General features: G+C 58.3%; 15 protein-coding genes. 9 read left to right on the top strand and 6 right to left on the bottom strand.

Features of this window, described 5'->3' with window-relative positions:
- Positions 1 to 19: 19 nt before the first annotated feature.
- From ACW4YW_RS05160 to ACW4YW_RS05150, 3 genes are all read left to right on the top strand, one after another.
- Entirely contained in the window at positions 20 to 511 is a 492-nt protein-coding gene (locus tag ACW4YW_RS05160; RefSeq protein WP_457136586.1) for an FxDxF family PEP-CTERM protein, read from the top strand.
- Positions 512 to 711: 200 nt separating this feature from the next.
- Positions 712 to 1,227 (top strand): FxDxF family PEP-CTERM protein, encoded by a 516-nt coding sequence (locus ACW4YW_RS05155; RefSeq protein WP_457136585.1) that lies wholly within the window; start codon positions 712 to 714, stop codon positions 1,225 to 1,227.
- Positions 1,228 to 1,410: 183 nt separating this feature from the next.
- On the top strand, positions 1,411 to 1,911 hold the full coding sequence (locus tag ACW4YW_RS05150; RefSeq protein WP_457136584.1) for an FxDxF family PEP-CTERM protein: 501 nt from the start codon (positions 1,411 to 1,413) through the stop codon (positions 1,909 to 1,911).
- A 66-nt stretch (positions 1,912 to 1,977) separates the two neighbouring features.
- Here the strand turns inward: ACW4YW_RS05150 and ACW4YW_RS05145 are convergent, their stop codons facing one another.
- Positions 1,978 to 4,041, bottom strand: coding sequence for a 7TM-DISM domain-containing protein (locus ACW4YW_RS05145; protein WP_457136583.1), 2,064 nt, complete (start codon positions 4,039 to 4,041; stop codon positions 1,978 to 1,980).
- Positions 4,042 to 4,073: 32 nt separating this feature from the next.
- Here ACW4YW_RS05145 and ACW4YW_RS05140 point away from each other — a divergent pair, with 32 nt between their 5' ends.
- The 4 genes from ACW4YW_RS05140 (at position 4,074) to ACW4YW_RS05125 (ending at position 15,320) form a co-directional block, all read left to right on the top strand.
- Positions 4,074 to 4,829 (top strand): response regulator transcription factor, encoded by a 756-nt coding sequence (locus ACW4YW_RS05140; RefSeq protein WP_457136582.1) that lies wholly within the window; start codon positions 4,074 to 4,076, stop codon positions 4,827 to 4,829.
- Between the two features lie 363 nt (positions 4,830 to 5,192).
- The gene (locus ACW4YW_RS05135) at positions 5,193 to 10,592 is read left to right on the top strand and encodes an SdrD B-like domain-containing protein (protein WP_457136581.1); all 5,400 of its coding nucleotides are present in this window, start codon (positions 5,193 to 5,195) and stop codon (positions 10,590 to 10,592) included.
- Positions 10,589 to 14,797 (top strand): OmpA family protein, encoded by a 4,209-nt coding sequence (locus ACW4YW_RS05130; protein WP_457136580.1) that lies wholly within the window; start codon positions 10,589 to 10,591, stop codon positions 14,795 to 14,797. The genes ACW4YW_RS05135 and ACW4YW_RS05130 overlap by 4 nt, the downstream gene beginning before the upstream one ends.
- A gap of 19 nt (positions 14,798 to 14,816) precedes the next feature.
- Positions 14,817 to 15,320 (top strand): hypothetical protein, encoded by a 504-nt coding sequence (locus ACW4YW_RS05125; protein ID WP_457136579.1) that lies wholly within the window; start codon positions 14,817 to 14,819, stop codon positions 15,318 to 15,320.
- On the opposite strand, the gene ACW4YW_RS05120 is transcribed toward ACW4YW_RS05125, so the two are convergent.
- From ACW4YW_RS05120 to ACW4YW_RS05100, 5 genes are read right to left on the bottom strand one after another with little or no spacing between them, the layout of a single operon-like run.
- Positions 15,210 to 16,622, bottom strand: a complete 1,413-nt coding sequence (locus tag ACW4YW_RS05120) for an ABC transporter ATP-binding protein (protein ID WP_457136578.1) — start codon at positions 16,620 to 16,622, stop codon at positions 15,210 to 15,212. The genes ACW4YW_RS05125 and ACW4YW_RS05120 overlap by 111 nt on opposite strands.
- Positions 16,619 to 17,419 carry an ABC transporter permease gene (locus ACW4YW_RS05115; protein WP_457136577.1) on the bottom strand — a complete coding sequence of 267 codons (801 nt, stop codon included), beginning with the start codon at positions 17,417 to 17,419 and terminating at the stop codon, positions 16,619 to 16,621. The genes ACW4YW_RS05120 and ACW4YW_RS05115 overlap by 4 nt, the downstream gene beginning before the upstream one ends.
- A complete protein-coding gene (locus tag ACW4YW_RS05110; protein WP_457136576.1) occupies positions 17,416 to 18,387 on the bottom strand; it encodes an ABC transporter permease in 972 nt (323 codons plus the stop codon). Before ACW4YW_RS05110 ends, ACW4YW_RS05115 begins: the two co-directional genes overlap by 4 nt.
- 3 nt (positions 18,388 to 18,390) lie before the next feature.
- Positions 18,391 to 19,959, bottom strand: a complete 1,569-nt coding sequence (locus ACW4YW_RS05105; protein WP_457136575.1) for an ABC transporter substrate-binding protein — start codon at positions 19,957 to 19,959, stop codon at positions 18,391 to 18,393.
- Between the two features lie 37 nt (positions 19,960 to 19,996).
- Positions 19,997 to 22,135 (bottom strand): TonB-dependent siderophore receptor, encoded by a 2,139-nt coding sequence (locus ACW4YW_RS05100; RefSeq protein ID WP_457136574.1) that lies wholly within the window; start codon positions 22,133 to 22,135, stop codon positions 19,997 to 19,999.
- 276 nt (positions 22,136 to 22,411) lie between these two features.
- Here ACW4YW_RS05100 and ACW4YW_RS05095 point away from each other — a divergent pair, with 276 nt between their 5' ends.
- Together ACW4YW_RS05095 and ACW4YW_RS05090 are read left to right on the top strand one after the other, a co-directional pair.
- Positions 22,412 to 22,660 (top strand): FmdB family zinc ribbon protein, encoded by a 249-nt coding sequence (locus ACW4YW_RS05095; RefSeq protein ID WP_407993199.1) that lies wholly within the window; start codon positions 22,412 to 22,414, stop codon positions 22,658 to 22,660.
- A gap of 32 nt (positions 22,661 to 22,692) precedes the next feature.
- Positions 22,693 to 23,295 carry a DUF502 domain-containing protein gene (locus ACW4YW_RS05090; RefSeq protein WP_309566076.1) on the top strand — a complete coding sequence of 201 codons (603 nt, stop codon included), beginning with the start codon at positions 22,693 to 22,695 and terminating at the stop codon, positions 23,293 to 23,295.
- The last annotated feature ends 19 nt before the right edge of the window (positions 23,296 to 23,314 follow it).

Raw genomic sequence — 23,314 nt, 5'->3', positions numbered from 1 at the left:
TATTTTTAGGGGATTTTCCATGAAGTTTATCAAGGCTTTGCTGGCTTCCGTGGCGCTCATAGCTGCGGCTTCCAGTGCGAATGCGACCGCTTACAGTTGGGGTGTGGTAAGCGATACCGATACCTACAAGGTGTATACCGTTGCTGCCGGTAATTTCACCGACACTATTACTTTCACAATCGATGAAGACGTCGTAGCTGACTTCGGTGCCGGTGTATTGAACGTTATTGTTGGCAAGAAACAATTTGAATTCATCGACAACTTGACAGTTTCTCTTTTTGATATTGAAAACAATGAGATTGATTCAGGCCTCAATTTCTCAGTTCCATTGCTTTCTTCAGGCACGTACGTGTTGCAAATCAGTGGTTTTGCATCTGGGATTAATGAAGATGCTGGCCGCTACGGTGTGGGCCTTTCCATCGCCGCTGTACCAGAGCCAAGCAGCGTAGCGATGCTGTTGGTCGGTTTTGCCGCTCTTGGCGCTGTAGCACGTCGCCGCAAGAGCCTGTAATTCATCATTCGATGAATGCTGAGAACGGCACCGTAAGGTGCCGTTTTTATTTTTTATATCCTTGAATTTGTATAAGCTTATTCCAAGAAATTTCTCGGATTAGTCCATTCGGACTCAAGACAAAAAAATATGGCTTGTTATAATTTGTCTACGTTGTAGAACAATAAGTTTTCTTTCTCACCATTTATAGGGGATTTACCATGAAGTTTATCAAGGCTTTTCTGGCTTCCGTAGCGCTCATAGTTGCGGCTTCCAGTGCCCATGCTGATGTAGTTGATTTGGGTCCGTTAACAGAAACATATGATCACACCAAGACTGTTGCAAAAAACACAACATTCAGTGATTTTTATACATTTGAATTAGATGCCACTGGCGCTGAGTTCTCAATTAGCAAGATTATTCTGACCAATAAGGCTGGCGATCGTTATAATTTTTCCACCCTAACTTTCTCGGTTTTCTCAGGTACCTATGGTGATCTTGATGCGGATGCACTTTTGTATTCCGTATCTGTCCCTACCGCTGAAGAAGTACAGTTTGATCTGAATGCTCTCACAGCTGGTAGTTATTATGTACAAGTTGCAGGTATAACTAGCGGTGCTTCTGGTGGTACTTACGCATTCTCTATCACTCCAGTACCAGAACCAAGCAGCGTAGCCATGTTGTTGATTGGTTTTGCTGCTCTGGGTGCTGTTGCACGTCGTCGCAAGACTCTGTAATTCCTGGCATCGGATTAGTTTAATTCTGATGTGTGAAACGGCGCCGTTGGCGCCGTTTTTATTTTATAAATCAGTTATATCGCTTATATGGGAATAACTATAAATTCTTTGAATTTTAAGTTCTTGATGTATAATTCCCAATGGGGGGAATATCATCGATATTAATCAGAAAAAGGAGTTTGTATGAATATTCTCAAAAACGTACTGGTTCCTGCAGCGTTCTTAGTTGCAGCCTCTAGTGCTTATGCTGATGTGGTAGATCTTGGTGAACTCAATGCCGGTATTAATACCTATACCGATACTGTGGCTGCTGATACTACTTTCAGCACTAACTACACTTTCAGTCTTGCAGATGTTAGCAGCGGCATTTTCTCTTTGAGTCAATTGCCATTGTCTAACGGTGGTATCAGTGTGCTGGATTTCAGCAACCTGACTTTCAACCTGTATAGCTCTACTGATACTTGGTTGGCTGGTGCTGTTGCTGGTGGCGAGTTCACATTCAGCAGCCTGGCAGCTGGCGAATACTACATCACAGTGGCTGGTACTAGCAGCGGTGTATCTGGCGGTATCTACAGCGGCGCGATCAATATTGCTGCCGTGCCAGAACCAAGCAGTGTTGCTATGCTGATGATCGGTTTTGCCGCACTGGGTGCAGTAGCACGTCGTCGCAATACTAAGCTGTAATTTGGCTTTGTAATGAAGCACAAACGGCGCTCATTGAGCGCCGTTTTTTATTTATTCGAGGCCAGTTTACTGGGGATGGCGTGGCAGGGTCAGGCGGAAACAAGTGCCTTGACCAAGTTCGCTACGCACAATTAATTGCCCGCCATGGCTTTCCGCAATTCTTCTTGCAACATGCAAGCCCAAGCCAGTGCCGTGGATAGTCATGTTGCCTTCTATTCTGACGTATTTCTCAAAGATGCTTTCTTGTCGTTCCGGCGCGATGCCAGGTCCAAAATCCTGAATTTCGACATGACAATAATGTTGCCCATGAAATACACGGGCGATGATGTCTGTACCTGCCGGCGAATATTTCAGTGCATTATCAATGAGGTTGGAAATGACCAGGTTGATTAGGTACTGGTCGCCTGATACATCGGCTGGTGTGCTGCTCGACTCCATGACGATGTTGCGATCGCTGAAGTCCTGGTAATGCTCCACTGTCGTTTGCACCACTTGACATAGATCGAGTGGTTTTTGGCTGAAGCCTTGATTGGCATGTACACCTTCAAGCCTATCCATGCTCAGGAAGTTATCAATAATACGGCTCATGCGCTGTGTTGCACGCCGGATTTTACGCAAGGCTGGAGCGAGCATGGCGCTGGCATCAAGGTCAGGCTGGGATTGCAGGAGCGACAATCTCTGCGAGGTTGTGTCAATGATGGCGAGAGGGGTGCGGAATTCGTGAGATGCCATGGCAAAGAATTCCCGTTGTGCTTGCATCAGTTCTTTTTGTTGTTCAAGGGAATTTTCCAGCTTCACTTGTAACGTCTGACGCTCTCTAATTTCATCATTTAGCTTGACGTTGGCAAATGCAAGTTGCTCGGTTCTTTCCTGTACGCGTTGATCGAGTTTTCTTTGGCTTTCCTGCGAAAGTTCAAGTGCCAATTCCTTTGCTTGCAGCTTTTTTTCGGCTTCTCTTTTTGCGACATTGACAATACCAAGCGTGATCAAGGTCAGTGATAATAGTGACCATAAAATAGGCAAGTCCACCATGGTGGTCGGCGGACCTATGTCGAGGCCAAAGTTTTGCAGTATGACCAGGATATACATGCCAAATCCTACCCAGAAAGCTGAGATGTAAAGCAAACGGTCAAAATGCTTATGGGTTAATAGCCATAGGCTGCTATAGGCAAGAATACTGATATTAATCAGAGGCAGGATATTGGTCATCAGTCCGCTGAAAGGTAATAAGCGGGTACTGACGCCGATAAAAAGTAACAGTTCCAGAATGACCATTCCCTGAGCCAAACGGAATAGCAAAGGCAGATGTTGCTTGATCTGGAACAAAGCGGTATAAAAAATCAATACGGTGGCCATGAACAGAAAATTCATGGACTTTTGCAATGCGTCGGCGGTGAGGGGCTCCAGTGGAAACGCGATTTGTGCCGTGCCGGCAAGGAAGGCTTGCGCGGTACAGGTAACGCACTGGTAAAGCGAGTACAGGACGAAAATATTGTGCCGTAGCCATAACCACAAAATAAAGGCGAAGAGCGCCAGGAACAAGCGTACGCCATAATATGCACCAGTCAGGCTATCGGGGCGGCTGTGCTTGCCGACGAAAATATGGGGTTGCCAGAGCGTGGCATGGAAAGTCATGGTGTTGGTGGTCTGGAGCCGTACGTAATAGGTCAGTGCAGGGCCGTTGGCCTCAGGGAAAAGCGGGAAGATAAAGTTTCGGTGCAGGATAGGCCTGGCACTCACCGGGTGATGATCGCCCATTTGCATGCTGGTATAGCTGTGATCCGGTTGCGGAAGATAGAGCACCACATCGTCCAGCGTCGCAGGGGATATTTCAAGCCAATATTTGTTGTTGATAATGTCGGGAAAATCCAACGTGAATTTCAGCCAGACGGTGTCTGTGGTGTATCCTGCATTCCAGTCCGGGGGCAAAGGCCTGAAGGCGCCGGATTCGTCTTTGGCAATGATATCCTGCAGCGTGGCAGTGCCAGATGCGTCGCGTAGGTAGGAGACTGCGCCTATTTTGTCCAGGTCAATGCCTTCTTTCAGCGCATGCGGCACTTGCAGCGCATGCGCATAGAGCGGCAAAAGCGATAAAAAGATGGTGAAAAAACGTAATAACCGATTGAGCAAAATAGTAAACTACCGCAGCTTTGCAATAAATAATGAACGGATTCTATACGGAATTGAATAACTCTAGTCATTTGCGCGTGATTATCGTGGAGGATGATCATGACCTCCGTGAAGAGACAGAGTTGGGGTTGCGCTCGTTAGGGATAGAAGCGACGGGAGTGGCGGATGCCGCGGCGCTTTACCGCGAGCTGGTCAATAAGACCTACGATATCGCGGTCCTTGATATCGGCCTGCCGGGCGAGGATGGGTTGTCCATTCTCAAGCACCTGCGCGGCTCGAACAATATGGGGATTGTGATGCTGACCGCGCGCGGCGCCTTGAATGACCGCGTGCAGGGGCTGAATGACGGTGCCGATGCCTATATGGTCAAGCCCGTTGATTTGAAGGAGTTGGCTTCCGTGCTGGGCTCGCTGGCACGCCGCTTAGAATCGATGCGGGTCGAGCGCAGGAAGCAGGCTCCACCATTGCCAGAGTTGCAGACAGTGCCAAGCTGGAAATTGTGCAAAACGCACTGGACCTTGATCTCGCCCGAAGACATCTCCATTCCGTTGACTCCCAAGGAGTACGCGTTTTTAAGCCGCCTGGTGGAAAAATGCGGCCAGCCGGTGCCCCGAGCGCACATCGTGCATGCGTTCGGCGGCAGCGTCGATGATTTCGATTTTCACCGCGTTGAAGTCATGATTTCGCGCTTGCGCCGCAAAGGCAAGGCGATCACGGGAGAGTTGTTGCCGATCAAGGCCCTGCCTGGCTTCGGTTTTTCCTTTACCGCGGATTGCATTCTCACTTAATCCCTTTTTGTTCCTGCTATCCGGCCTTGCGGGAATAGTCCGTCTTGGCTAGTTGTCTATTGTTGACAAATTCCCCTCACATCGCACCAATATTTTTCTGATTCCTGAGATACCGCATTAGGCATAGCTTCCAGCAATATTGACATTATTTATTCATGGAAACGGCTCATGAGTGTTTGTGAGTCGTTGTGAGTAAATGTCAATGATCCCTATTTCAAATAGGGATAAATTCTCCCAGCCTTTAAAGGGGTCGTGAATCGACAAGGCAAAACAACAGAAATTGCAAGTTGTTGGGAGACCGTTGTGCAAACCAAAAAATATATATGCCGCCAGATAGCTGCTATCGGCGGAGCCTGGCATGGAATGCTGCAAAGATTCGTCAAAGTGGCGCCAGGGATTGGGAAACCTGAAACTCGTACCAATGTGAACGTGCCGGGAAGATGGCAGGTTCCGTTACGGGCATTGGTGTTTTCCGTGGCAGGGTTGGCAGCCGTGCCTGCCTTTGCCGCCAACGTGCTTGTCAGCGGCATCACGGATACACCCGATCCCGTGTTCCGCGGCGGCGACGTCGTTTATACCATTCCCCTGAACAACAACGACAGCGTCGATCCAGCCAACGATGTCACCCTGACAATACCGCTGCCGCCTACAACGCTCTACCAAGGCGCAACCATGACTGGCGGTACTTGCCCGGCAGCGGGCAGCGTCATCGCGCCCAATTCAGTGGTATGTACCCTGAGCGCCCCCATGCCGCCCAATGGTTCGGCCACCGTGGTGCTCACGCTCAGAACCACGGCTGCAACGAATACCTTTGGTATCACGGCTACCGTGGCGACTTCCAGTACCGATACCAACCTCGGTGACAACGTCGGTACCCAGAACACGACCGTCCAGAACGGCGCGGATATGCAGATCACCAGCGTTTCGGGTGCGCCAGACCCGGTGGCGGCAGGCGGAAATGTCACGTGGAACGTGAGCGGGCAAAACGCAGGTCCAAACGATGCCCCCAGCTCCACCGTCACCATGACCCTGCCGGGCACTTTGACTTTCGTTCCCGCCGGCAGTGGCGGCGATGGATTCAACTGTACCGCCTCTGGGCAACTGGTGACCTGTACCAGGAACACCCCGCTTGCAAGCGGCAATACATTCGACGGCCTCAACATCGTCACGACTGTGAATGGGGTGGGTACCGGCAATGTCTCGGTCACGCCGACGATCAGCGCGCCGGTCGGTGATCCGTTCCCGGACAACAATACCCCGCCTGAGGCCAGTGTGGTGGTGAATGCGGGTTCTGACTTGTCGATTCCGCAAATCGCCCCCAATCCGGTTTCCGCGACTTCGGGCGGTAGCGTGACCTTTATCATGCAACCCACCAACAGCGGCCCAAGCGACGCAAGCAGTGGTGTGGCGGCTAGTTACACCCTGCCAGCGGGATTTACTTACGTTTCGTCAAACGCGCCCGCGGGCTGGTCATGCGCGCCGCCCGCCGGCCAGGTCGTGACTTGTGAGCGTTTAGGCAACTATCCCAACGGCACCGTGAACGACATCACCATCGTCGCCACCGCTCCAGCGGTCGCCGGGCTGCAAAACTATTCCGGAACTGCAACTATTGCCCACCTTCCTGGCGGCCCGGCCGATCCCAATCCGGGTAACAACAGTTCAACAGAAGCGCTCAATGTGAAACCGGAAGGTCCAGGTCCCACGATCAGCAAGGAACGCTCTCCCGGTCCGGTCGCGGCGGGCCAGAACATGACCAGCACCATCCGTGTGGGCAATGCCGGGAACGGTCCTGCGCCTGCCAATACCATCATCGTGACCGACACGATCAATACCGCCAACGAGACGTTTGTCAGTTACAGCGGTAATGGCTGGTCTTGTTCGCCAGTTGGTTCGGGTGGAGGAAATTCCCTGGACGCTGCAGTCAGTACGGTGACATGTCGTTACGGGCCCGAACTGGCGGCAGGGGAGAATGCGCCTGCGCTGCAGATTGTCACCAAGGCTGGCGATGTCAATATCTCAGCGACAAATACAGCTGCAGTGAGTTGTGAGGCTGTACTACCTGCCTGCTGGTATCCAGGCCCTGCAACGGTCAATGCCAACGTCACGATCTCCAGCGAAAACAACTCGGTCGACCTTGGCATCACCAAGACGGTCACCACGCCGAATAGCGACCATATCCTGGATGCCAATGAGAGCGCCATGACCTATACCCTGGTCGTGACCAACCACAGTCCTAGCGTGGGCGCAGAGAATATCGTAGTGAGCGACCCCATCCCTGGGTATTGCGCCGCGACCGGCTGCAATACACCAAGCGTGGTTGCCAGCTATGTTGCGTCAGACCCTTCCGTTACTTTCAGTTGCGTCATGGATAGTGCCACTCTGCGTTGCACGCAGAGTGCTGGCATATTGCCGCCCAATGGCACCGTCACGTTTACCGTGCCGGTTTCACGCGATCTGCAGGCTTTCGACGGCAATAATACCGCAACCGTGAGATCCGCAACGCAGGGCGATACCAATGGGGCGAACAATACTGGTTCGACGCCTGTCCGGATCATGCCGCTCGCCGATGTGGAGATGGTTTCCAAGGTAGTGACGCCCACGCAGGGCGAGGCTGGCACCAATGTCAGCTATACACTCTCGTTCAGGAACAACGGCACGGATGCGGCGCAGAATGTCACCGTGACGGATGAGTTCGTCGTTGCGCCGGGCGATCCCGGCTTCACGGTAGTATCTGTCACTCCCAGCACGGGCGTGTCGAGTTGCAGCGGCCTGAATGTCGGGCAGAGTTACGGGGCAGGCACCCACACTATCGCTTGCCAGGTCGGTGCGCTGGGCAGGGCGGTGGCCCGCACGGTGAACATCGTCGTGCGGCCCAACTGGAAGAGCGGGCAGGTCAGCGGCCAGACCTGGAACATCGACAATACCGCGCGCATCAGCACCGATACGCCTGAAAACGTCGATGGCACGGATGGCGGCAACAACAGCAAAACTGCACAATTCATCGTGCAGGCTGCGTCGGTGGATCTACTGGTCAACAATATCGACAATGTCGATCCGCTTGGCTACGACCCCAGCAATGGCGGCGACAACCCGCAGAATGACGTGATTTACACCATCAACATGGTGAACAGCGGCCCTTCGCTTGCCACCGGGCTCAAGTTCACCTACAGCATCACGCCTCCTGCAGGAAAGACCGCGCGCTTCCTCGGCGATAGCGCCGCCATGGGGCCGCCCGCCGACAGCATTTGTGACAATATCGGCAGCGAAGTGAGCAGTCCCACAAGCGGACCGCTTACTACGTTGACCGTGACTTGCACCTTCACAGGAGAAGCCGCCAGCCTGGCCAATGGCGAGGCGCGCAACCGCTACCTCAGCGTACGCATGTTGAGCGAACCCTCAGCGAGCGGCGATGTGTACAACAGCATAGCCGAGGTTTCTGCGAATGAAACCGACGCCAACCAGGCCAACAATACCGAGGCCGAGGCCACCAGCGTGCGCGACGATATTCCGTCCAACAACCTGAGCCTGGGCGGACGGGTATATATCGACATCAATGACGACGGCGCCTGGAACGGGCCAGGGGAAACCGGCATTGGCGGCGTGACCGTCACGCTCACCGGGACGGCATCGGATGGTACACCGGTAAGCCGCACCGTGCAGACCAATGCGGACGGTAGCTATGTCTTCACTGGCTTGCCGCCTTCGAATGGCGCTGGCTACGCGGTGGTGCAAGCTCAACCGGCTGGATATACCGACGGCAAGGATAGGGTAGGTAGCGCGGGCTCGTCGCAAGGGCCGTCAGGTACGGTGCTGAATGCCGGCACGGACACTTTTACCGGGATAGTGTTGACGCAATCCGCCACGGGTTACGACTTTGGTGAAACATCGGCACCTGGCGCCTTGGCCAGCCTCAGTGGCCATGTGTGGCTGGATGGCAACCACGACAGGACATTCAACAGCACCAGTCCGGATTCGGCTGACGTGCCTCAGTCCGGGTGGGCGGTGGAGCTGCTGCGCAATGGTACGCAGGTTGCCAGTACCGTGACCGACGCCAATGGTTTCTACAATTTCATCAACCTGCCGCCTGGCTCTGGCTATCAGGTGCGTTTCCGTCATCCGGTGACCGGCCTGGTCTACGGTTTTGCCCGTCCGAATGAGCGTGGCCTGCCGTTCGATCCCGGCGTGACTAGCCCAGCCAACCCGGGCGGTGCCAGCAATGTCGATGGCACCCTCAGCGGAATCACGCTTTCCGCCGGCGACAACCTGGTGGAGCAAAGCCTCCCGCTCGACCCTGCCGGCAAGGTGTATGACGCCGTGACCCGCCAGCCGGTAGCCGGCGCCACGGTCACCATCAGTGGGCCGCCTGGATTCACCCCGGCTGCGCATCTTGTGAACGGCAATGCCACACAAACTACTGGCATAGATGGCACGTACCAGTTCCTGCTCAACCAGAACGCTCCCGCAGGGCTGTATACGCTGGAAGTGACGCAGTATCCGTCCGGGTATATTCCGCAGCCGTCCAGCATGATCCCGGTTTGTAACGCGACGCTGCAGGTCGGTGCGACCCCGGATCCAGCGCTGGTACAACAGAATGGCGTTCCGCCTGCAGAAGCGGTCGGCCCGCATGATCCGGCTACCTGCTCCCCAACGACGGGCGACGGTTCATTCGCCCTAGGCGGCGCTGGCGGCGGTACGCGCTACTACTTCAATATCCTGATCGATCCGGCGACATCGGCCGAACTGCTCAACAACCATATTCCCTTGGATCCGGTGCTGGGCGGGATCATCCGCATTACGAAGACCACGCCTCTGGTGAATGTCGTACGCGGTGACCTGGTGCCCTACACCGTGACGGCGACCAGCTCGGTGGCGATCAACAACATCACCATCACCGACCGCCTGCCGCCCGGCTTCAAGTACCGCACCGGTTCTGCATCGGTGAACGGTGTGCGTATCGAGCCCGAGGTGAATGGCCGCGACCTGGCTTGGGCGAACCAAACATTCAGTGCCGGCGAAACCAAGACCTTCAAGTTGATCCTGGTGGTGGGTACTGGTGTGGGAGAAGGGGAATACACCAACCAGGCCTGGGCGGAGAACGCCTTGGTCAGCACGCTGGTTTCCAACATCGGCTCCGCCACGGTCAAGGTCACGCCAGACCCGACCTTCGACTGCTCCGACATCATCGGCAAGGTGTTCGACGACAAGAACGCCAACGGCTACCAGGACCAGGGCGAGCCGGGCATTCCCAATGCGCGCGTGGTCACTGCGCGCGGTCTGCTGGTCACGACCGATGCCGAGGGCCGCTTCCACGTTACCTGCGCGGACATTCCCAACATGGACCGCGGCGCCAACTTCGTCATGAAGCTGGACGAGCGCACCCTGCCTTCCGGCTACCGCGTGACAACCGAGAATCCGCGTGATGTGCGTGTCACGCGAGGCAAGATGGTGAAGCTGAACTTCGGTGCGACCGTGCACCGCGTGGTTCGCCTCGACCTGAATGACCAGGCGTTCGTGCCCGATGGCATCGACCTGCAATCGCAATGGCAGCATGCGTTTGCCGACATGGTCAAGCAACTGGATGGCCGGCCTTCGGTATTGAGGGTTGCCTACGATCCGGGCGGCGGGGGGGAGAAGCTCGCCAAGAAACGCCTGGATGGTATTGCCAAGGCGGCGCGCAAGCTCTGGAAAGAGACACATAACAACAATAAGGATGAGGCAGCCTTCCCGCTGATCATCGAGACAGCAGTGGAGGTGCAGCCATGATGAAGAAGCGAGCGATTGCTATCGCCATCAGCGTGATGATGAGCGGGGCCAATGCGGAATCATTGCTGATCAGCGACCGGGGCTATGCGGCATCGATGTTGCCGACGCGCGATATGCCCGTGCCTGATTTCGAGCAGGAAACCGGCAAGCGTATCGACCATGGCCGCGTGGATTTCCATGGCATGCCTTCCCCTGCCGAGCGGCAGGGGCCAACCAGCTATCCGCTGCCTTCAGGCATCAACAGCAGCACGCTGGAGCGCATGCGGGCCGCAGCGGCCAACGTTCCGCAGGCTGAGCCGCAAGTGCTGACAAGGCTGGTGGAAAACAGCGGCGCGGCGCAGTTCGAGTCCGGCAAGGCCGATTTGACCGCCAGCTCGGTAGCCGAGCTGGAGGACTTGGCAGCCCAATTGCAGGGCAAGAAGAATGTGCGTATCGACATTGCCGGGCATACCGATAACCAGCGCCTGTCGCCCAACGCCAAGAAGATTTTCCGCGACAACCAGGGCTTGTCCGAGGCACGCTCGCTTTCCGTGGCGGCATTCCTCAAACAGAAGCTCGGGTTGGATGAGAGCCAGCTCAGCATCAGCGGCTATGGCGAGAGCCAGCCTGTCGCGGGCAACGACACGCCTGAAGGCATGGCGCAGAACCGCCGCGTGATCATCCGCGTCTGGTTCGACGAGCAGGAGATCATCCCGGCGGAACCGGTGGCTGTGGCGCCGCCTGTGCGCAGCGCTTGCGAAGCCACGTCCGTGGCGAGGGCGGGAGCGCCTTTCCGCATCAGCATCGACGGCGAGCCGGTCAATCTGGATGACGGCCCGCTGGAAGCGGACCGGCAGCGTTGCACCGACGTGGCGCTGGAAAAAGCCGATATCCAGGTGCGCTACGATAATCTTTCCACCCTGCCGCAGATGAACGTCTGGCAGACGACCAATGGCGTGGTGCGCGGCGAAGAGGCCGAGTTCCGCGCCTGGGCCAACTACTTGCCGTGGATCAGGAAGGCGGAAATCCGCCTGTTCAAGCCCGGTCAGCAACCGCAGGAGAACCCATTGGCCGTGCTGCCGGTGGATTGGAACGGCGTGACCAAGTGGCAGGCCAAGGTCGATGACACCGACCAGGTGATGTTCCTTCTGCGCGTGTACGACGAACAAGGGCGCTTCGATGAAACCGTGATGAAGCCGTTGGAGATACTCTCGCACGCTACGCCACGTCTCGGGAACGACCTGCAGCCGGGCAAGGAGGAATTGATCGGCTACGGCGAGAATAGCCTGAGCCTGCGCAATATCCCGGTCAAGGGCGGCACGGTGACCGTCAACGGCCGTTATATCCAGCCGGGCCAGCGTATCGAGACCCTGGGGCTCAACGTCCCTGTGGATGCCAATGGCCGCTTTGCCATCAAGCAGATCATGCCGCCTGGGCCGAACAGCGTGGAGGTCAAGCTGGTGGAAGCGGATGGCGAGTTCACCAGTTTCCGCCGCAACCTCAATATTGCCGACGACGACTGGTTCTATATCGCGATTGGCGACATCACCGCGGGCAAGAACAACGTGCGTGGCCCGGCGCAACTGGTGACCGGTGATAACCAGCATTACGACGGCTCCAGCCATATCGACGGCCGCGGCGCCTTCTACGTCAAGGGCAAGGTGAAGGGTGAGTATTTGCTGACTGCCTCTGCGGATACACGCGAACAACCGTTGGAGCACCTGTTCTCCAACTTTTCTTCTAAAGACCCGCGCTACCTGCTGCGCAACATCAACCCCGACCTGTATTACCCGGTCTATGGCGACGACAGCACGACAGTGGACGATGCGCCTACCCAGGGCAAGTTCTACGTCAAGCTGGCGCGCGGCGACTCTCATGTGATGTGGGGCAACTTCAAGACCAGCTGGAGCGGCACCGAGTTGCTGCAATACTCGCGCGGCCTGTATGGCGCCAACGCCAAGTACCGCTCCGACAGCACCACCAAGTACGGCGAGAAGGCGACGACGGTAGACGCGTTTGCCGCCGACCCGGGCACCTTGGGCGCGCGCGACGAGTTCCGCGGCACCGGCGGTTCGCTGTACTACCTCCGGCACCAGGCGCTCACTATGGGTTCCGAGCGCATCTGGGTGGAAGTGCGCGACCGTGATTCCGGCCTGGTGATCGAGCGCAAGCTGCTGGCGCCTGCGCAGGATTATGAAATCAACTACCTGCAAGGGCGGGTGGTGCTGCGCGAGGCGCTGACCTCGACCGGCGCGGCTTCGACCCTGATCAGCACCGCCTCGATCAACGGCAACGAAATCTACCTGGTGGCGAACTACGAGTATGTGCCGGGCCTGACCAGGGTGGATAATTTCTCCACCGGCGGGCGCGTCTCGCATTGGGTGAACGACTACCTGCAGATCGGCATCACCGGCTTCAAGCAAGGCCAGGGGGCGCTGGAGCAGAAGCTCAACGGCCTGGATGCCACCATCCGCTATACGCCTGGCACCTTCATCAAGCTGGAAGCTGCCCATTCCGAAGGCGCGGGCGATGGCGCGCAGACCTCCCTGGACGGCGGTTTTGCATTCAACAGTCTCACGACCAACGGCGAGCCGGCCAAGGCTTACCGCATCGAGGGCTCGGTCGACCTGGCGGACGTGACCGACAAGGCCAGGGGTAAAGTAACCGCTTACGTACAGAACCGCGAGCGCGGCTTCTCGGGCCCGGGCCAGATATCGACCACCGGCGAGGCGGTCGACCAGCATGGTTTCAAGGCCAATGTGCAGGTGACCGACAACACCTTTATTGATGCCAAGGGCGATGTCCGGCGCGCGGACACCATCGACACCCAGGCGGTGGAAGTCGGCGTGCGGCAGAAGCTCAACTCCGAATGGCAGGCGGGCGTGGCCGTGCGCCAGGATGACAGGAACGTGCATGTCACCAATGCCAGCAGCCTGCTGTCGCGCAACGGCAACCGTACCGACGTGCAAGTGCGCATGGACTACACGCCCGACGACCATGAAGCCGAGGTGCAGGAAGGCGAACCCTTGCCCAAGAAGGACTGGAGCGCTTACGGCTACCTGCAGGGCACGGTGGCGCGCGACGGCGAGCGCGAGGACAACAACCGCGCCGGCATGGGGATGAGCTGGCGCGTGAACGACCGCCTCAAGCTCATCGCGGAAGGATCGCAAGGCAACCTGGGCCCTGGCGTGAAGATCGGCGCGGATTATCGCCTGTCTGACCGCAGCAACGCCTATACCAACTATCTGGTCGAGAACGAGCGCCCGGACAACGCCTGGCGCGGCCGCCAGGGCAGCTGGGTTACGGGGACGTCATACCGCGTTACCGACGAAATGCGCGTGTTTGGCGAAACGCGCACCGTGGACGGTTCCGGGGTGCAAAGCCTGGTCAACGCCTTCGGCCTCGATTATGCCGCTAACGATTTCTGGAACTATGGCGTCAAGGGCGAAGTGGGCAAGGTGTCGCATCCATTGTCCGGCGACCTCAAGCGCAAGGCGGTGAGCTTCTCCATCGCTTACAAGCGCGACAACACCAAGTACAGCGGCAATGTCGAATACCGTGACGAAAGCAGCAACACCACGGGCGACCGCGATACCTGGCTGATCCGCAATACCTTCGGCCACCAGGCGACGCCGGAGTGGCGCCTGCTCGGCAAGCTCAACTGGTCGGTCTCCAACAACAGCCAGGGCGCGTTCTACGATGGCGACTACCATGAAGTCGTGGCGGGGGCCGCTTACAGGCCGATCGACAACGACCGCTGGAACACCTTGTTCAAGTACACCAACTTCTACAACCTGCCGTCGCCCGGCCAGTTGTCGCCTTCCGGTTTCACCGCGGATTACGCGCAGCGCAGCCAGGTGCTGTCCATTGACACCATCTACGACGTCAAGCCGTGGCTGTCGCTGGGTGCCAAGTACGCTTTCCGCATCGGCGAGCTGAAGGACAGCAAGGTGGATGGCCAATGGTTCTCCAGCCGGGCGGACCTCATGATCGTGCGCGCCGACTGGCACTTCGTGAAGGAATGGGATGCGGTGCTCGAGCTGCGCAACCTGCGTGCAACCGAGGCCAAGGACTCACGCGCCGGTGCATTGGTCGCTATCTACCGGCATATGGCGGAAGGCGTCAAGGCAGGTGTGGGCTACAACTTCACCAATTACTCCGACGACCTGACCAACCTGTCGTACCGCAGCCGCGGCTTCTTCATTAACGTCATCGGCACGATGTAAGGGCGGACCAGGGCGGCAGGTGAGGTTGGAGCTGGAGTATCTGGAGCAGCTGCATGTCAGCCGCGCGACGTTGTCCGGCGTCATGCGGCTGCTCGAATATCAGGCGATGGTGCAGGCTGTTCTGGCCGATATGTCCGTACGGAGGACAACCGGTATTGTGCTCGACCTGCGCGAGGTGGCGTTCAGCCTGAGCTTTGCGGAAACTTCCGGCTTGCCGGACCTCAACCTGAAGCTCGGGGTGCCCCTGCATTACCGCGTGGCCCTGGTTTACCTGGATTACTCCGCCAAGGCGGCGGGCGTCCGGCTGTACGAGGTCATCGCCGGCAACCGCGGGTTCTATGCCCAGAAGCTGTTCACCCGATATGCCGCCGCCATGCAATGGCTGGCGCCGTCCCTGGAAAGGGATGTGCGCTCAGGCACGCTGGATGACAATCTGGCGGTGCATGGTCCTGCCCGCCAACATCCTGTCGTGGGTGACCAGGAGAATTGCTGTTTCATTGGCGGCTGCCATCTCCAGCAATAAATCCATGGTCTCCTGCTGGCTGATGGGGTCCAGGCGTGAAGTCGGTTCGTCGGCAAAGATCAGCGCGGGCGAGAGCAACAATATGCGCGCCAACGCGAGCCGCTGCAGCTCCCCACCGGAAACCTGGCTCGGCACGCGGCGCAGCAGTGCTTCATCCAGCTTGAGCCTTGCCAGTAATCGAGGAAGCGTTCCCGGGTCGAGTTTGTGCAGGCGGATGAGGTCGTCAAATGCCTGTTTGAGCGTCAAGCGCGGCGCGAATGCCGAAACCGGGTCCTGGTAAAGCTTCTGCAGCTTGAGTTTATTGAGGCCCGGCGCCAGTGCAATGCTGCCCTGGTCCGGCGGCACCAGGCCCAGCAGCATATTGCCCAGCGTGGTCTTGCCCGCGCCGCTCGGGCCGCTGATGGCAATACGCTCCCCGGCATGAATTTCCAGGTTGATGCCGTTGAACAATGCTTGTGTGCCATAGCGTTTGCCTAGCCCTCGCGCTTCGAGGATTCGCTGGCCCGTGGCGGGAGCAGGCATGGCCTGTGTCCAATTTTCGGGGTCGGCGGCGAGCAGGGCGCGGGTGTATTCATGCTGCGGATTTTCCAGTACCTGCTGCGCCGGGCCTTGTTCCAGCACATTGCTGTCGCGCATCACCATGATGTCGCCGCCTAGCACCTGGGCCACGTGCATGTCGTGTGTGATCGTGAGCACGCTGCCGCCGTTCTGCAGTACCGATTGCAATACTGTGAGCAGATTGTCGCGCGCATCGGCGTCCAGGCCCTTGGTGGGCTCGTCCACGATCACAACCTGCGCCCCACCTGCGCGCGTGGCGGCGAACGCGACGCGTTGCGCCATGCCGCCGGAGAGCATGAAGGGATATTTCCCGTCCGCTGCGGCGACGCCAAGCTGGTCGAGGTCGCTCCGCGCTTGCGTCCTGGCTTGCGCCATGTCCATGCGTGCGTGGCCGACGTAGCGGTAAGACTCGGCCACCTGCTTGCCCGCGCGCATGCTGGGGTTGAGCGCCAGCCAAGGCTCCTGCGGCAGCATCGCCAGGGTGTGACCCCACCACGGGCGGCGGCCTGCGGCATCTTCCGCCCTTGAAGCCGCAGTGCCCAGGCGGATTTCCCCGCTGGCGCTGAGGCCGGGAGCGAGCGAGCCCATGATGGCCTGCACCAGCAGCGATTTGCCAGAACCGCTGCCGCCGATGATCGACAAGGCGACGCCGGGCTTCAAGGTGAAGCTGCACGGCTGCACCAGCCAGTTGCCTTTGCCGTCCTTGACGGCCAGGTCCTGGACTTTTAATTCCGGCGCGCTCATGGCAATTCCTTGCGTCCGCCCAGCAATGCCAGCGCGAGCATGATCAGCCCCAGCGTGACGACCGGGCTCGCGATCAGCCAGGGGGCTTCTTCGTAGTAAGGGAACAGTTCTATCATCATGACGCCAAGCTCCGGCGTGGGCGGGCGCAGGCCGACACCGACAAACCCCAGCGCGGCGAGCGCGAGAATTGCTGTAGAGATGCCGAACAGCATCAGCGTGCCGACGACAGGCGCGAGTTCTGGCAGCAAATGCCGCCGCAACAGGTAGGGCTTGCCGAAGCACAGCATGCGCGCGGATTCGACCGGCGCGCTGACCAGCGTGGCCTTGATCGTGGCGCGGCTGACACGGAAATATTCCACCCACAACGCAAACGACAAGCCGATGTAAAGCGACCAGAACTCGCCCTGGGCGAACGCGGAAAACAGCAGTACGACCAGCAGCACCGGCAGGGTCATGACCGCATCGGCAATGCTGGTGAGCACGGCTTCGATGACGCCGCCGCGCCAGGCGGCAAGCAAACCCAGGCTGATGCCGATGACGGCGGCGGAAAGCACGGATAGCGCGGCAAGGCTGAAAGAAAGCTGCAAGGCGTGCACCAGCCGGGCCAGCATGCTGCGGCCGAGGTGGTCGGTGCCCAGCGGCTGTTCCAGGCTGGGGGAGCGCAACACCTGGTCAAGGTCCTGCGAAACCGGGTCTGTTGCCAGTGCAGGGCCGAGCAGTGCGGCCACGATAATCAGCGCAAGCAGGGTCGCGCCGCTGCGGCGGGCGAACGTCAGGCTTTGCCACCAGCCGCTCATGCGTCAGCCCTCCTGGTGGCCAGGTAACGCTGGCGCGGGTCGGCCACCAGGCAGGCGATGTCCACCAACGTATTGCACAGCACGAACAGCAAGCCCATGACGATCGCCGTGCCCTGGATCATGGGGATGTCGCGGCCGAATACCGCGTGGGCGAGCGCATGGCCGATGCCGGGCCAGGCGAACAGGCTCTCGATGATGATCACGCCTTCCATGAGGAACACCAGTTGCACGCCGAGATAGGCGATCACCGGCACTGCGGCATTGCGCACGCCGTGGCGCAGCAGCGCCAGCAAGTCGCTCAGGCCCTTGGTGCGCGCGAAATTGAAATAGGCCGATCTGCGCACTTCCACCATCGCATCGCGCGCCACGCGCGATGAAACGGCGGCAAGCCCTAAGGCGAGCGTGAGGGCGGGCAGCAGTAGTCCGCCATGTTCATGGCTGGCGTTGGCTGCGTTGGTGATGCCGAGTTTGCTCGATAGCAGCAGGATCAGCAGGATGCCGAGCAGGAATGGCGGAAACGCGCGCAGGACGACCGAAAGCGCGAGCGATACCCGGTCCAGCCAGCCGTGCGGGTTGAGCCCCGCGACCAGGCCGATGGGCAATGCAATCGCGATGGATAATGCGAGCGCGCTGAGGGCGAGCTGCAGGGTATGGCCGAATTGCTCGCGGATTTCTTCAATGACGGGTGCGCTGGTGAGGTAGGAGTCGCCGAGGTCGAATTGCAGCAATTGCTGCCACCAGAGCAGCAGGCTTTGCAGCAACGGGCGGTCCAGCCCAAGCTCGGCCCGCACGGCTTCGGCCGCGGCGGCGGTGACCATGTCATAGCCGTAGCGGCCCGCGGCGATGCGGAACGCCAGGTCGCCCGAGAGGCTATGCATGAGGAAAAACGACACGGTGCTGACCAATAGCGCGACAAGGACGGCTTGCAGGCAGCGGCGGAACAATAGATGACTGAGGATGTTGACCATGGCTTATTTTGAAGACCAATACATATCGCTGATGTAATAGGATTGCTCAAAGGGGTCGACCTTGACGCCCTGAAGTTGCGGATGTGTTGCGACAGGCAGGCGGTACCAAGTGATGGGAATCACTGGAAGCTCCTGTTGCAGCGTTAGCATGATGTCGTGTCGATCGCGCATCTGGGCGGCCGGATCTGTCTCGACGGCAATTTTTTCAAGCAAGGCAGGCACTTCGCTGTTCTGCCACTGCATGGCGCCCCAATCGCCGCCGCCAGGCTTGAAATCCTGGTTGAGTGCGACAAACGGGTCGGGTACCAATGAATAATTGCGCGCGAGCAAGCCCATATCCAGCTTGCCGGTGCGATGTCCGAGCGGGATTTCGCTGGAGTTGGTGACCACTACCTTGACCTCGACCCCGAGCTTGCGGAACTGGTCTTGCAAGGCGGTGGCGACGATGGGCAGCTCGGGCCGGTCCGGGAATGTCGTGAGTTTGAGCGAGAAGCGCTCGCCATTTTTCTGCAGGATGCCATCGGCTCCGGGTTGCCAGCCTTGTGCGGATAACAAGGCCCTGGCATGCGCCAAGTCGGTACGCAGTTTGGGGAATTCGGCACCAAACTGGTGCCATTGGGCAATGCTGGGCGGGAAAAGCTGGTCCGCCGCGAGCTCGGGCGTACGCAGGATGCCCTTGGCAATGCCTGCGCGGTTGATGGCCAGGCTCAACGCCTGGCGTGTTTCCACATTGTTGAGGAAGCGGTGGCCGCTATTGAGCTTGAGCGTGACGGTGCGGGCGAGGTCGGCCTCTTTCATCACGACCTTGGGGTTGTGGCGCAAGCGTTGCGTGCTGGCCGGGTCGAAGCCGAACACCAGGTCTGCCTGGTGCGATTCCGCAATCAGGGCGCGCGTTTCGGGGCGGCTGACCGACAGGTAATGGATGTGCCGGATGGCGGGCTGCCTGCCTCGCCAGTGGGGAGACAATGCAAGCTCGAACTGCTGCGGCAGGGTCTGCCGCACGAGCTGGTAAGGACCGCTGCCCAGCATGCGGCGCACTTGGCCTTTTTCGTTATAGGCGGCGGGGGCGAGGATGATGGCGCTGCTGTGCGCGAGCAGCATGGGCAGCATGGCATAGGGCTTGGAAAGCGCGATCTTGATTTCCCCCGGCGCAGCCGCGCTGATGCTGGCGATGGGCGCCATGGCGAGCACGCCGGGCTGGCTGAGCGCGCGTTGCAGGTTCATGGCGACGCTCTCGGCAGTGACCGGGCTGCCGTCGTGAAAACGCGCGTCGGGCCGCAGGAAGAAGCGCCACTGCAACCCGTCGGGCGAAATCTCCCAGCGCTCGGCGAGGCCCGGCGCAGCCTTGCCTTCGAGGTCGGTGCCCACCAAGGCTTCCGCTACCTGCATGCGCAGGAAGAGATAGCCCGAGCGCGACGGCTCAAGCGTGCTGACTTCCCAGGGGCCGACAATGCTCAGGCTGCGCTTTGCCGCATTGTCGGCGGCCGTCAAAGCGGGGGCGACTAGCAATGACAGGCTCAGCATCGCTGTCGCCGCCGACAGCAAGCGCCTGCGTATGGAATATAAAAACATCGTTTGCTTTTTTATTTAAAACTTGGCTTACAGCGCCCTAGAATCTGGCTTGCAACCCTAGGGTCATCATGCGCGGCGTGCCCGGCATGGCCCAATTGCTGTTATAGGAGCTGGCGAAATATTCACGGTCGAACAAGTTGGTGACGTCGAATGAGAGTCGCAGTTTTTCATTGAATTGCCAATACGTCATTAAGCGTACCGTGACGTAGGACGGCAGTTCAAAAATATCTTCCGGGCTGTCGGCGCGCTTGCCAACATAGCTGAATCCGCCGCCTAATCCCAGTTTGCCGCCATTCGCCAATGTGCGCTCATGCATGAGCAGGGCATTGGCCGAGTGCTTGGGAATATTCGAGAGGCGCGAACCGGATGCAATGGAGGAGGCTGCGCTGAGGGCAATATCCTTGCCCAGGTAGGCATCGGTATAGGCATAGCTCGCAATCAGGCGCAGGTGTTCGGCAAGCTGGCCGTTCAAGTCCAGCTCCAGCCCACGGCTTTTGACTTCTCCAGCCGCGATGCTGAATAAGTAATTGCTTGCGGGGTCCGCGGTCAGCACATTCTGCTTGGTGATGTCGAATAAGGCGATATTGCCACCCAGTAGCTGGTTTGCGGACTGGTACTTGATGCCCACCTCGAAAGCGCGGCTGCGCTCGGGGTCAAATCCGTTGCCGGCGGCATCCGTGCCGGAGTTGGGCCTGAATGAGCGGCTGAACGAGGTGTATATCGAGACTTCAGGGTTGACCACATAAGTCAGTCCGACGCGGGGCGAGGTCACGAAATGGTCCTGCCGGGCTTGCGTATTGTTGGTGAGCGTATCTATCTGCTGGCGGAAGGAATCGAAACGCAAGCCTGCCATCAGTTTCCATTTTTCTGTGAGGCTGACCTGGTCCTGTGCGAACAATGCAATATCGGTTTGTTCTTCCTTGAAGTCCGATAATCTGGTCATCGGCGCAAGTGGCGCGCCATATACGGGGTTGTAGATATTGATGGCCGTGGCGCTCGAGCCGAATTGTCTCTGATGCTGGTTGAAGCGGTAGGCTTCCATTCCCAGCAAGAAATCGTGGCTGAGGCTGCCGGTGTTGAATTTGCCATTGAGGTCTGCTTGCAGCATCAAGTCGTCGGAATCGAATTCGCGGCCGCGCAGCCGGCGGTTGATGGTGCCGTTGGGAGAGACAGCGCTGAGCGGCGACAATTGCTCCACCGCGTCGCCATCGGTTTTGTTCTCCTTGTACGCCAGGCCAATCTTGCCGCGCCAGTTTTGTGAAAACTCGTGTTCCAGCGATAGCTGGTGGGTGTAGGCCTCCATCTTGGTATCGCCTGTGCCCGGCTCGCCCAGGAAGCGGCTATGCTTGACATTGTGCAGGCGGTTTCCATCGCGGTCACGCAAGGCAATGCCGCGGTCGAAAGGCGTGCGGTGCTTGAGGTATTCGAGTTCGTAGTTGAGGGTGGTCGCAGCGCCGACCAGCCAAGTGAAGGACGGCGCGACCAGCAAGCGCTCGCTGTCAACATAATCCCTGAAACTGCCATTATCCTCTGCCGCCACGACCATGCGGTACGCAAGGTTCTCGGTGACCGGGCCGGTGGAGTCGAGCGAGGTGCGGTAAGTGTCATAGCTGCCCGCGTAGACCTCTGCTGTATTGCTGGATTTGAACTGCGGCTTCTTGGTGACCACGTTGAGCGTGCCGCCTGGTTCGCTGTTACCGTAAAGCGCGGCGGCCGGTCCCTTGAGGAACTCGACGCGCTCGGTATTGGCGGTATCGCGCGGCGGGTTGAAGCCGCGGTTGCCGGAGAAGCCGTTGCGCAGCATGGCGGGGCCGGTGTTTTCATGGCCGGCGAAACCGCGGATGGCGAAGTTGTCCCATAGCCCGCCAAAATTGTTCTGTCGGCTGACGCCGCTCACGAGGTCGAAGGTATCGTCCAGCCGTGTAGCGTGCATGTCGTCGAGCACCTGGCGCGAGATGATCTTCACGGATTGCGAGGTTTCCTGCAGCGGGGTATCGGTACGCGTGGAGCCGCCCGCATCTTTCTGGTAATACTCGCTGGCCTTGTTCCTGGTACTGACGGCCTTGACCGTGATTTCCTCCAGTTGGGCGGGGCTCTCCGCAGTTTCGGCGTGGCTGTTGCAGGCAATGGCAAGCAGGGCAGGCAGTAGGCGCCCGACGTGGATTTGATTCTTCATAATCTCAGGGTCTGGGTTGCAGGATTGCAATCTGTGAGGAAAGCACAATGTGCGCCATTATAATTGGGTGCAACATGGTTGCGCAACGATGTTGCAATATTGTGAAAGTGTCATGAATGAAAGAGGCTGACCAAGTGAATGAAGCGCGGGCTGCGAGCTGGATTTTCCCGGCAATGCATTTGACTTGCCGTGAGCGCATTGAAAGTACGATGCAAAGCCCCATATCTTAGCCAACTCGCATTCGGGTATAATTTCATTTTTACGGGGATTGTTGCGATGCCTATTTACGATTATCAATGCACCAGTTGCGGCCACAAGGCCGAACTCATGCGCAAGGTCAGCGAGGCCGGCACCACGGCATGTCCGGCATGCGCAAAGGAAACCTTCGAAAAACAGGTATCCGCGCCGAGTTTCCAGCTGAGCGGCACGGGATGGTATGCGACCGACTTCAAGGGAAGCAGCCCTGCGAAAAAATCCGAAGAGCCAGCGCCCGCCGCCTGTGGCGCAGGCTGTGCCTGCCATTGACGCAATAAGTTTGCGTTTACATTAGAGCTGCCATGAAAAGTTACTTTATTACCGGCCTGCTAGTGCTGGTGCCGCTGTGCATTACCATTTGGGTGCTGAGCACCTTGATCGGCCTGATGGACCAGAGCCTGCTGTTGCTGCCGGAGTCCTGGCGTCCCGAGGCGCAGTTCGGCCGTGCCATTCCCGGCATTGGCGCCATTCTTACCCTGCTGATCGTGTTCGTCACAGGCCTGATCGCCACCAATTTCTTCGGCCGCCGCATCATCCAGTTCTGGGAAGCCTTGCTGGCCCGTGTGCCGGTGGTCAAGTCCATCTACTACAGCGTCAAGCAGGTGTCCGACACCCTGTTTTCCGATTCGGGCCAGGCGTTCCGCAAGGCATTGCTGGTGCAATACCCGCGCCAGGGAAGCTGGACCATCGGCTTCCTCACAGGGCAGCCCGGCGGCGACGTGGCGAACTACCTGCAAGGCGAGTATGTGAGCGTTTACGTGCCGACGACGCCCAACCCGACTTCCGGCTTCTTCCTCATGATGCCCAGGGCGGACGTGGTGGAGCTCGACATGAGCGTGGACGAAGCGCTGAAATACATTATTTCCATGGGGGTGGTGGCGCCAGCCGGCAAAGCCAAGCCTTGACTTTCAACCTTTAAGTTAT

The organism is Methylobacillus pratensis, assembly GCF_054072455.1.
This window is presented reverse-complemented; position numbering and strand designations above follow the sequence as displayed.

Coding starts and splice junctions, on each gene's coding strand:
- ACW4YW_RS05160 (WP_457136586.1), top strand. CDS start 20: ATGAAGTTTATCAAGGCTTTGCTGGCTTCCGTGGCGCTCATAGCTGCG.
- ACW4YW_RS05155 (WP_457136585.1), top strand. CDS start 712: ATGAAGTTTATCAAGGCTTTTCTGGCTTCCGTAGCGCTCATAGTTGCG.
- ACW4YW_RS05150 (WP_457136584.1), top strand. CDS start 1,411: ATGAATATTCTCAAAAACGTACTGGTTCCTGCAGCGTTCTTAGTTGCA.
- ACW4YW_RS05140 (WP_457136582.1), top strand. CDS start 4,074: ATGAACGGATTCTATACGGAATTGAATAACTCTAGTCATTTGCGCGTG.
- ACW4YW_RS05135 (WP_457136581.1), top strand. CDS start 5,193: ATGCTGCAAAGATTCGTCAAAGTGGCGCCAGGGATTGGGAAACCTGAA.
- ACW4YW_RS05130 (WP_457136580.1), top strand. CDS start 10,589: ATGATGAAGAAGCGAGCGATTGCTATCGCCATCAGCGTGATGATGAGC.
- ACW4YW_RS05120 (WP_457136578.1), bottom strand. CDS start 16,622: ATGAGCGCGCCGGAATTAAAAGTCCAGGACCTGGCCGTCAAGGACGGC.
- ACW4YW_RS05115 (WP_457136577.1), bottom strand. CDS start 17,419: ATGAGCGGCTGGTGGCAAAGCCTGACGTTCGCCCGCCGCAGCGGCGCG.
- ACW4YW_RS05110 (WP_457136576.1), bottom strand. CDS start 18,387: ATGGTCAACATCCTCAGTCATCTATTGTTCCGCCGCTGCCTGCAAGCC.
- ACW4YW_RS05105 (WP_457136575.1), bottom strand. CDS start 19,959: ATGTTTTTATATTCCATACGCAGGCGCTTGCTGTCGGCGGCGACAGCG.
- ACW4YW_RS05100 (WP_457136574.1), bottom strand. CDS start 22,135: ATGAAGAATCAAATCCACGTCGGGCGCCTACTGCCTGCCCTGCTTGCC.
- ACW4YW_RS05095 (WP_407993199.1), top strand. CDS start 22,412: ATGCCTATTTACGATTATCAATGCACCAGTTGCGGCCACAAGGCCGAA.
- ACW4YW_RS05090 (WP_309566076.1), top strand. CDS start 22,693: ATGAAAAGTTACTTTATTACCGGCCTGCTAGTGCTGGTGCCGCTGTGC.